General features: G+C 72.2%; 5 protein-coding genes and 1 pseudogene. 4 read left to right on the forward strand and 2 right to left on the reverse strand.

The annotated features are described in order from the left end of the window. Nucleotides 1-175: 175 nt before the first annotated feature. Nucleotides 176-1,411 (reverse strand): MFS transporter, encoded by a 1,236-nt coding sequence (locus tag E1298_RS39155; RefSeq protein WP_131902443.1) that lies wholly within the window; start codon nt 1,409-1,411, stop codon nt 176-178. Between the two features lie 95 nt (nt 1,412-1,506). Here E1298_RS39155 and E1298_RS39160 point away from each other — a divergent pair, with 95 nt between their 5' ends. Together E1298_RS39160 and E1298_RS39165 are read left to right on the forward strand one after the other, a co-directional pair. Beyond that, on the forward strand, nt 1,507-2,067 hold the full coding sequence (locus tag E1298_RS39160; RefSeq protein WP_131902444.1) for a TetR/AcrR family transcriptional regulator: 561 nt from the start codon (nt 1,507-1,509) through the stop codon (nt 2,065-2,067). 244 nt (nt 2,068-2,311) lie between these two features. Further along, nucleotides 2,312-5,683, forward strand: a complete 3,372-nt coding sequence (locus tag E1298_RS39165) for a pyruvate carboxylase (protein WP_131902445.1) — start codon at nt 2,312-2,314, stop codon at nt 5,681-5,683. 90 nt (nt 5,684-5,773) lie between these two features. Here E1298_RS39165 and E1298_RS39170 read toward each other — a convergent pair whose 3' ends face one another. After that, nucleotides 5,774-6,403, reverse strand: a complete 630-nt coding sequence (locus E1298_RS39170) for a TetR/AcrR family transcriptional regulator (protein ID WP_243726086.1) — start codon at nt 6,401-6,403, stop codon at nt 5,774-5,776. Between the two features lie 191 nt (nt 6,404-6,594). On the opposite strand from E1298_RS39170, the pseudogene E1298_RS39175 reads away from it, so the two are divergent. Together E1298_RS39175 and E1298_RS39180 are read left to right on the forward strand one after the other, a co-directional pair. After that, nucleotides 6,595-7,524: pseudogene (locus tag E1298_RS39175) on the forward strand (RNA polymerase sigma factor); the annotation flags it as partial. A gap of 367 nt (nt 7,525-7,891) precedes the next feature. After that, nucleotides 7,892-9,259, forward strand: a complete 1,368-nt coding sequence (locus E1298_RS39180) for a serine hydrolase domain-containing protein (RefSeq protein WP_243726087.1) — start codon at nt 7,892-7,894, stop codon at nt 9,257-9,259. Nucleotides 9,260-9,641 lie beyond the last annotated feature (382 nt).

The following is a 9,641-nucleotide window of genomic DNA, read 5'->3' on the forward strand; positions in this document are numbered from 1 at the left end:
GGGGTGGGCGGGACCAGGCCGGTCTCCAGGGCACCGAGGTCGTGCAGCACGGTGTGCTGCCAGTCTCGATCGGACACCGAGCCCCTTTCAGCGCCGCGAATCATCGGCCGAGACGAGTCTAGACAAGTACGGAACGGGTGGGGACGAGAGATTCGACCGAACGTGTGATGTGGCGTCAGAGCATGTGTGCGGGGTTGCCGCGTGCGGTCGTGCGGTGGGCGATCTCGGAGACGGCGAGCCCGGCGAGGACGAAGGCCGCCGCCGTCCAGACCAGCGTGGAGGTGCCGGTGATCCGCAGCGACAGCGCGCCGAGGGCGCCCGCGAGCGAGACCGCGAGGTAGATGGACGAGGCGTTCAGCGAGACGACGAGGGCGGCGGCGGACGGGGCGACCGCGATCAGCCGGTGCTGCTGCGGGACCATCACGCCCCAGGCGGTGAAGCCGTAGACGGCGACGACGGCGAGCGCGCCCGCGAGGGACGTCCCGATGGCGGGCAGCAGGGCCAGGTCGGCGGCCAACACGAGGGAGACGCCCGTGATCACGCGGCGCGGGCCGATGCGGTCGGCCCAGACGCCCGTGATGAGATTCCCGGCGATGCCCGTGCAGCCGAAGGTGAACAGCAGCAGCGCCAGGGTCCGCCCGCTGTCCCCGGTCACCGGCTCGAAGATCACGCTGACGTAGCTGTGCACGAGGTAGATGCCGACGAACAGGAGCGTGGTGGAGGCGAGCAGGGCGTTGACGCGGCGGTCGCCGAGCGGCGCGAGCCGTCCCCGCAGGCTCACGGCGGGCGGCGCCGGGACGCGGGGGAGCCAGAGGGCGACTCCGGCGGCGGCCAGGGCGGCCAGGGCCGTGACGAACCAGATCGTCCCGCGCCAGGACATGACCGTGCCGAGCAGTGTCCCGGCGGGGACGCCGAGCGCGGTGGACGAGACCAGGCCGACCGACACGTACGACAGTGCCCTTGCCCGGTGCGCGGGCCCGGCGAGGGCGGCGGCGGTGGCTCCGGCGGTCGGGGTGAACATCGCGGCGCCCGCGGCGGCCAGAGCGCGGCTGGCGAGTACCCATCCGTAGGCGGGCGCGAGCGCGGTGGCCGCGTTCCCGGCGATGAGGACGGCGAGGGCGGTCAGCAGGACGCGGCGGCGCGGCCAGGTCCCGGTGAGGGCGGCGGTGACCGGCGACAGCACGGTGTAGGCGATCGAGAAGACGGTGACGAGCTGTCCGGCGGCGGCGATGCTCACGTGCAGGTCGCGGGCGATCTCCGGGAGGACGCCGGCGACGACGAACGCGTCGGTGCCGACCGCGAAGGTCCCGGCCGCCAGGACGAGCGTCCGCGCGGGAACGCCGCCGTCCGGCTCCTCGCCAGTGCCCGTGCCCGTGCCGGTGTCGGCGCTCGCGGTGGTGCGGTGGGTCATGCGGGAATCCCCTCAAGACGGTACTGACTGGTTCCGTTTTTCGAGACGGTACCGATCAGTTCCGTTTGATGTCAAAGTCGGATATCGTGGGCTCCATGCCGATCCGCGCCCGTGACCGCCTCGTCCAGGCGGCAGAGGAGCTGTTCTACGCCGAGGGCATCCGCGCTGTGGGCGTCGAAAGGCTGCTGACGGTGTCCGGCGTGGGGCGCGCGTCCTTCTACCGGCACTTCACGGGCAAGGACGAGCTGGTCGCGACCGTCCTGCGCGAGCGCGACCGCAAGTGGCGGAGCGGCCTGGAGGAGGCGGTCGCGGAGCGTGGCGGGCATCCGCTGGCCGTGTTCGACGTGATGGCCGGAAGGTTCGAGTCCGGTGGCTTCCACGGCTGTTCTTTCATCAACGCCATGGCCGAGACGGCGGGCACCGACGACGGCGTCCGGCGCCTCGCGTCCGAGCACAAGCGGGCGGTCGCCGCGTTCTTCGCGCGCCTGCTCGCCGAGACGGGGCACGAGGCGCGCGCCGGCGAGCTCGCGCAGCAGTTCGTCCTGCTGCTGGACGGGTCGATCGTGACGGCGCTCCGCGAGGGCACGGCCGAACCGGCGTGCCGTGCGAGGATGATCGCCGAGACGCTGCTCGCCGCGGACGGCGGGAGCGCGTAGCGCGTCTAGACCACCGGAACGTTCGCGTGTTTTTCCCGTCCAGAGTCATCTGTCACTTTGTTCACAAGCCCGTGGCCCTCCGGGGGCCGTACCGCACGGCTCAACTGGGTACGTATCCGAAGATTCGGTTCGCCCGCCGGATTTGCCATGCTCGAATGACGCGGCTTGACGACGTGGCTCGAAGGTGAGCTGGGAGGCCGTCGGGTGCGGGCGGCCGCGCCCGAACCGTCTCTGGGAGAAGCACGTGATCACAAAGCTGCTCGTCGCGAACCGGGGTGAGATCGCCGTCCGCGCGTTCCGCGCCGCCTACGAACTCGGCATCGCGAGCGTCGCCGTCTACGCCCACGAAGACCGGTTGTCCCTGCACCGCCAGAAGGCGGACGAGGCGTACGAGATCGGGGAGCGCGGCCATCCGGTCCGCGCCTACCTGGACGTGGACGGGATCGTGGAGACCGCGCTGCGCGTCGGTGCCGACGCCGTCTACCCCGGGTACGGGTTCCTGTCGGAGAGTCCCGAGCTGGCGGAGGCGTGCGAGCGCAACGGCCTGACGTTCGTCGGCCCGCCGTCCGCGGTGCTGCGCCTGGCGGGCAACAAGATCGAGGCGGTCGCGGCGGCGCGGCGCGCGGGGCTGCCGGTGCTGCGCTCGACGACCCCGGAGCCCGGACGGGAGCTGGCGGCGGCCGACGAGGTCGGGTTCCCGCTGTTCGTCAAGGCCGCGGCGGGCGGCGGCGGGCGCGGGCTGCGCCGCGTCGACCACCGCGAGGAACTGGAGGCCGCCGTCGACACCGCGCGCCGCGAGGCCGCGAGCGCGTTCGGCGACCCGACCGTGTTCCTGGAGCAGGCGGTCGACCGGCCCCGCCACATCGAGGTGCAGATCCTCGCGGACGGCGCCGGGCACACCGTCCACCTGCACGAGCGCGACTGCTCGGTGCAGCGCCGCCACCAGAAGGTCGTCGAGATCGCGCCGGCGCCGAACCTCGACCCGGCCGTCGCGGAGCGGCTCTGCGCGGACGCGGTGGCGTTCGCCCGCGCGATCGGGTACGTGAACGCGGGCACCGTGGAGTTCCTCGTGGACGACCGGGGCGAGCACGTGTTCATCGAGATGAACCCGCGCATCCAGGTCGAGCACACCGTGACCGAGGAGGTCACCGGCGTCGACCTGGTGCAGGGCCAGCTGCGCGTCGCGGGCGGCGAGACGCTCGGCGACCTCGGCATCGCGCAGGACGGCATCGCGGTCGGCGGGTTCGCCGTGCAGTGCCGCATCACGACCGAGGACCCGGCGAACGGGTTCCGTCCCGACACCGGCAAGATCTCGGCGTACCGGTCGCCGGGCGGCGCGGGGGTGCGGCTCGACACCGGCACGACGCACGCGGGCGCCGTCGTCACGCCGCACTTCGACTCGCTGCTGGTCAAGCTGACCTGCCGCGGCCGCACGTTCGAGGAGGCCGTGCGGCGCGCGCGCAGGGCGGTCGCCGAGTTCCGCATCCGGGGCGTCGCGACGAACATCCCGTTCCTGCGGGCGCTCTTGGACGAAGAAGACTTCCGCGCGGGCGGCGTCACCACGTCCTACATCGCCGACCATCCCGAGCTGCTGACGGCCCGGTCGAGCGGCGACCGCGCGACCCGGCTCGTCCGGTACCTGGCGGACGTGACCGTCAACAAGCCGCACGGCGAGGCGCCCACCCCGCTCGACCCGGCGGCGAAGCTGCCTCCGCTCGCGCAGAGAGGGCCGTTCCCCGAAGGCTCCCGTGACCGGCTCCTAGCGCTCGGCGCGCGCGCGTTCGCCGAACAGCTCCGCGCCCAAGACGCTCTGGCCGTCACCGACACGACGTTCCGGGACGCGCACCAGTCGCTCCTTGCGACCCGAGTACGCACATATGACCTGCGCACGGCGGCGCCTTACCTTGCCCGGATGACGCCCCAGCTGCTGTCCCTGGAGGCATGGGGCGGCGCCACGTACGACGTCGCGCTCCGGTTCCTCGGCGAGTCGCCCTGGGACCGGCTGTCCGCGATCCGTGAAGCCGCCCCGAACATGTGCATCCAGATGCTGCTGCGCGGCCGCAACACGGTCGGGTACACGCCGTACCCCGACTCGGTCGCGCGCGCGTTCGTGAAAGAGGCGGCGAGCACCGGCGTCGACATCTTCCGCGTGTTCGACGCCCTGAACGACGTGGAGCGGATGCGTCCGGCCATCGACGCCGTGCTCCAGACGCACGCGCTCGTCGAAGGGACCCTCTGCTACACCGGCGACCTGTCGTCCCCCGGCGAGCGCCTGTACACCCTCGACTACTACCTGCGTCTCGCCGAACAACTGGTCGAGGCGGGCGTCCACATCCTGTGCATCAAGGACATGGCCGGTCTTCTCCGCGCACCCGCCGCACGCACACTGGTGACCGCCTTGCGCGAACGCTTCGACCTGCCCGTCCACCTGCACACCCACGACACCGCCGGTGGCCAGCTCGGAACCTACATCGCGGCCATAGAGGCGGGCGTGGACGCGGTGGACGGCGCCGCCGCACCGCTGTCGGGCACCACCAGCCAGCCGCCGCTCCAGGCGATCGTGGCCGCGACCGACTTCACCGGACGCGCCACCGGCATCGACCTGGACGCGCTGACCGTGATGGAGCCGTACTGGGAGGCCGTACGGAAGCTGTACGCACCGTTCGAGATGGGCCTGCCGTCGCCCACCGGACGCGTCTACCACCACGAGATCCCCGGCGGGCAGCTGTCGAACCTCCGGCAGCAGGCCGTGGCGCTCGGGCTCGGCGACCGGTTCGAGGAGATCGAGCGGCTGTACGCGGCGGCCGACCGGATCCTCGGCCGGCTGGTCAAGGTCACCCCGTCCAGCAAGGTCGTCGGCGACCTGGCCCTGCACCTGGTCGCGGCCGGTGCCGACCCGGACGACTTCGCCGAGAACCCGGACCGCTACGACATCCCCGACAGCGTCATCGGGTTCCTGAACGGTGAACTGGGCGACCCGCCGGGAGGCTGGCCGGAGCCGTTCCGTACCAAGGCCCTGGCCGGACGCCAGTACACACCCGCGCGCGCGGAGCTCACCGGAACAGAGGAGAAGGCCCTCGCCGGTCCCGAGGTACGAGACACGCTCGACCGGCTCCTCTTCCCGGGCCCCGCGAAGGAGTACCGCGAGGCCCGCGCCGCCTATGGCGACCTGTCCGTCCTGCCCACCAGCGCGTTCCTGTACGGGCTGCGCACCGGGCAGGAGGTCGCCTTCGACCTCGAACCGGGCGTGCGCGTGCTGGCCGGGCTGGAGGCGGTCGGCGGTATCGACGAGGCGGGCGTCCGGCAGGTGATCTGCACGGTGAACGGCCAGCTGCGCGCCCTCTCCGTCCGCGACAAGTCCGTCGTGTCGGACGCGCCGCCGGTCGAGCGCGCCGACCCGGGGGAGCCCGGCCACGTCGCCGCCCCGTTCGACGGCTCGGTGACCCTGCGCGTGGCCAAGGGGGCCGAGGTCGCGGCCGGGGACGTGGTCGCCACGATCGAGGCGATGAAGATGGAGGCCGCGATCACGGCCCCGGTGGCCGGCACGGTGGCGCGCCTGGCGGTCCCGGAGGCGACACCGGTCCAGGCCGGTGATCTGCTCCTCGTGATCTCCTGACCCCCGCTCCGCGGCGTGTCCGGAAGAGGACACGCCGCGGTCCGGGCGGTCCGGGCGGTCCGGGCGGCCGGGGGACGGGGCGTCGGCGGGTCAGGACCCGGGCCGGACGGCGTAGTCGCCCAGTGCCGGTTCGAGCAGGTCGAAGGCGGCCCTCCCCGCCTCGGTCAGCGCCGCCTCGATCGCGTCGTGGTCGTCGCCGTCCAGCGTCCGGCGCATGGACTCCTGGAACAGGACGCGCAGGACGCCGCCGAGCTGCGCCGCCACCAGCCGGGGGAGCACGTCGCCCGGCGCGGCGCCGGTCTCCGCGGCCAGGACGGCGGCCAGGGCGTCCTCGCGCTCCTCGTGGAACTCGCGGAGCCGCGCCACCAGCGCGGGGCTCTCGGTGATCATGCGGGCGAACTCGGGACCGGAGAAGCCGATGACGGCGTCGTGCCGCTTCACCGCGTCCAGGAACCCGCGCCGCAGCGCCGCGAGCGCCGACTCGCCGGGCGGACGGTCGGCGACCGTCCGGGCCGGGATGGCGACGAACACCTCGTGCAGGTCGAGGGCCAGGTCCTCCTTGCGCGGGAAGTAGTTGGTGACCGTCATCTTGGCCACCTGCGCCGCCGCCGCGACGTCGGCGATCGTCACGCGGTCGAAGCCGTGCCGCAGGAACAGGCGCGTGGCCTGGTGCGAGATGTTCTGCCGCGTCTGCTGCTTCTTCAGCTCCCGGAGTCCCATGCCTCCCATCATTGCATAAGCCGACCTAAGTTTAGCGTTGACATATTTCTAGGCTCGTTCTAAGTTTACGCCTCAAGGGTCCCGGGTACCCGAACGAGGTGAGCCGTTCCCTCCCGGCCGGACGAGCAAAGGACACCGCCCTGAACGCCAGCCACGCCCCCACTGCGTCCACACGCGTCCAGTCCCCCCGTCGTGCGGTCGCCTCCCGCGACCTCCTCGACCCGATGAAGGACTACCTCTCGCGCATCGGCCGCCGGGCGCTGCTGACCGCCGAGCAGGAGGTCGACCTCGCCAAGCGCATCGAGGCCGGGCTGTTCGCGCGCGAGCGGCTGGAGTTCCTCGGCGACCGGCTCTCCCCGCAGGACCGCGAGGACCTCGCCTGGATCGCCGCCGACGGCCGCCGCGCCAAGGAGCACATGGTCGAGGCCAACCTGCGCCTCGTCGTGTCGCTCGCCAAGCGCTACATGGGCCACGGCCTGCCGCTGAACGACCTCGTCCAGGAGGGCAACCTCGGGCTGATCCGCGCCGTCGAGAAGTTCGAGTACCGGCGCGGCCTGAAGTTCTCCACCTACGCCGTCTGGTGGATCAAGCAGGCGATCAGCCGCGCGCTCGCCGACCAGAGCCGCACCATCCGCATCCCGGTCCACGTCGTCGAGGTGCTCAACCGGATGACCCGGATGCGCCGCCAGCTGATGCAGGACCTCGGCCGCGAGCCCACCTCGGCCGAGCTGGCCGTCGAGCTCGACGTCCCGGTCGAGAAGGTGGAGTGGCTGCGGCGCCAGGCCCGCGAGCCGCTGTCGCTGCACACGCCGCTCGGCGAGGACGGCGACGGCGAGCTCGGCGACGTCATCGAGGACCCGGACGGCGGCGACCCCGCCGACGTGGTCGCCGGCGCGATGCTGCGCGGCCGCCTCGACGCCGTCCTGGAGACCCTCACCGAGCGCGAGGCCGGCGTCATCTCGATGCGCTTCGGGCTGTCCGGAGGGGAGCCGAAGACGCTGGAGGAGGTCGGCAAGGTGTACGGCGTGACCCGCGAGCGCATCCGCCAGATCGAGTCCAAGGGGATGCACAAGCTGCGCCACCCGTCCCGCCGCGAAACCCTCGCCGACTTGCTCACTTAATCCCGGCCCAAGGCGCTCGCCTGGCGGCTCGCACCTTGACCGTGCTTGGGCGAGCGCGGAATCGCTTCGCGATCTTCCCTGGGATGCTCGCCTCCGGCTTCGCATCCCCGGTCAGGTAGCGCGCTCGCGCGACGGTTGGGCGCCTGTCCGCTGGGGCGGCTGCCAACGTCCTCCCAGCTCGCTCCGATCGTCGTATCGTCACGTCGCCTTCAGCAGGATGTCCATCTCCTCCCGCAGTCGGATGACAGTGTGAGAGACGTCCGAGAAGACTTCTCTTGCACGCATCGCAGACGGGAGAGAGACGGGAATGGCGACGAGGCGGTTCGTAGGGCCGAGGCGGCACGCGGGCACCGGCACGCCCCGGAGCGTGACGCGGGTCGCCGCGGCGGGCGTCGCGGCGGTGCTCACGGTGGCGCTGGCGCAGGGACCCGCCTCCGCGACGATCCCCGCCCCCGGCCCCGGCGGTACCGCCGTCAACCCCGATCCCTCACCGGCGCCGGGCCTTGAACCCGGGGCCGGTCTCACGCCGAGCGGTCCACCGATCGCGCCGGTCGGCGCGACGGGCATCGACGCCGCGAAGCTGCGCGCGACCATGGACGCCACTCACGAGGCCGGGATGTACGGGCTGTTCTCGGCGGTCCGGGACGGCGATCTCCGGTGGAACGGCGCGTCCGGCGCCGCCGACGTCCGGACCGGACGCCCCATGCGGACCGGCATGCGGCAGCGCGTCGGGAGCATCACCAAGACGTTCGTCGCCACGGCGATCCTGCAGCAGGTCGAGAAGGGCCGTGTCCAGCTCGACGGGCCGATCGGCCGCTACCTGCCCGACCTCTTCCCAGGGCAGCGCGGCCAGCAGATCACCGTGCGGATGCTTCTGAACCACACCAGCGGGATCGGCGACTACGTCCTCTATGCGTTCCCTTCGCTGAGCGACCCGTCGTCCAGGAGCCTGGACAGGTACCGCTTCCGCGACCTGCCTCCCGAGCAGATGGTCAAGTGGGGCCTCCAGGCGCCGCCGACCGGTGACCCCGGCGAGCGCTGGTCGTACTCCAACACCAACTACGTCGTCGCCGGGTTGCTCCTGGAGAAAGTGACGGGAACGAAGGCGCAGACGTACATCGCCAAGAACGTGATTCGCAAGGCCGGTCTGAAACACACGTACTTCCCGTCCAGCCCGCACATCGACGGCGCCCACCCGCGCATGTACGAATCGCTCTACCAGCACATCAACCCGCCCCGCGACTACAGCACCTACAACATGAGCTGGGCGTGGACGGCGGGCGCCCTGGTGTCCACCATGGACGACCTCAACCGCTTCTACCGGACGCTGCTCACCGGCGGGCTCCTCGAACGGGCGTCGCTCGCGGAGATGGAGCACACGGTGCCCGCCAAGGACGCGGACGGCAACGTGCTCATGAACTACGGCCTCGGCATCTACTCGCTCGACCTGCCGTGCGGGACGTTCTGGGGCCACGACGGCAGCGTCTTCGGGGCGGGCACGCAGTCGCTGTCCAGCTCGGACGGCAAGCAGCAGATCTCGCTGGGCTTCAACCTCATGAAGTACCAGCGGCTCACCGCCGACGGCACCCCGATCCCGCACCCGATCGACAGCGCGCTCTACGCCCACGTCGCGCAGGCCCTGTGCGGCGCGCGCGCAGCCTCCCCGTCCCCGTCCGGCGAGCCGAGCACGCACTCCCAGCCGCTGCCCCTCCAGTTCTTCCGCGCAGGCCCCTGACCCGCACCGACCGGACGAAGGCCGGGCAGAACGCGCGCCGGGTAGAGCGCGTGCGGGGCAGAGCGTGCGCCGGACGGAGCGTGCGCCGGGCAGGGCGGCCGGGTAGGGCGCGTGCGGGGTGGAGCGTGCGCCGGGTAGGGCGCGTGCGGGGTAGAGCGCGCCGGGTAGAGCGTGCGCGGGGGTTAGCGCGCCGGGTAGAGCGTGCGCCGGATAGAGCGCGTGCGGCGGTGAGCGCGTGCCGGACAAGGCGTGCGGGGTAGAGCGTGTGCGGGGAGAGCGCGTGCGGCGGTGAGCGCGTGCCGGACAAGGCGTGCGGGGCGGAGCGTGTGCGGGGTAGAGCGTGTGCGGGGAGAGCGCGTGTGGGGGTGAGCGTGCGCCGGGC

The sequence above is a fragment of the Actinomadura rubrisoli genome (genome assembly GCF_004349215.1).
In the GTDB taxonomy this organism is placed as follows: Bacteria; Actinomycetota; Actinomycetes; order Streptosporangiales; family Streptosporangiaceae; genus Spirillospora; species Spirillospora rubrisoli.

Coding starts and splice junctions, on each gene's coding strand:
- E1298_RS39170 (WP_243726086.1), bottom strand. CDS start 6,403: ATGGGACTCCGGGAGCTGAAGAAGCAGCAGACGCGGCAGAACATCTCG.
- E1298_RS39160 (WP_131902444.1), top strand. CDS start 1,507: ATGCCGATCCGCGCCCGTGACCGCCTCGTCCAGGCGGCAGAGGAGCTG.
- E1298_RS39155 (WP_131902443.1), bottom strand. CDS start 1,411: ATGACCCACCGCACCACCGCGAGCGCCGACACCGGCACGGGCACGGGC.